The organism is Mesorhizobium sp. M7D.F.Ca.US.004.01.2.1 (genome assembly GCF_003997785.1).
Classification (GTDB): Bacteria; Pseudomonadota; Alphaproteobacteria; order Rhizobiales; family Rhizobiaceae; genus Mesorhizobium; species Mesorhizobium loti.
The window spans coordinates 1-342 of the sequence record NZ_RZRQ01000788.1 but is presented as its reverse complement, the minus strand read 5'-3'; the positions used below and the strand labels follow the sequence as shown (position 1 = coordinate 342).

At 67.0% G+C, this 342-nt stretch carries 1 protein-coding gene; it reads right to left on the bottom strand.

Annotated elements, in window-relative coordinates:
* The coding region (locus tag EN993_RS36820; RefSeq protein ID WP_164758111.1) for a VCBS domain-containing protein at positions 1–342 on the bottom strand (342 nt) is incomplete at both ends.

Below are 342 nucleotides of genomic sequence, written 5' to 3'. Positions count from 1 at the left end.
TGTTGCCTTCGGTCAGGTCGCGCACATCGGCCGACAGGACGGCCGCGTCGTTGGTGCCCAGGATGTGGACGGTCACGGTGGTGGCGGTGCCGTCGGCGCTGACGACATTGAAGGTGTCGGTGTAGGTGGTGCCGGCGACGAACTCGTCATGGGCGGAGGATGCCGTGTAGGTCCAGTTGCCGTTGGCATCGAGGTCGAAGGTGCCGTAGCTGCCGGCGGCAGCCACCTGGGGCACGAAGTGGGGATCGCTGTCGACATCGGAGATGGTGAGCGTGCCCGACGTCGAGATGTCGGCGGCCGTGTTGCCTTCGGTCAGGTCGCGCACATCGGCCGACAGGACGG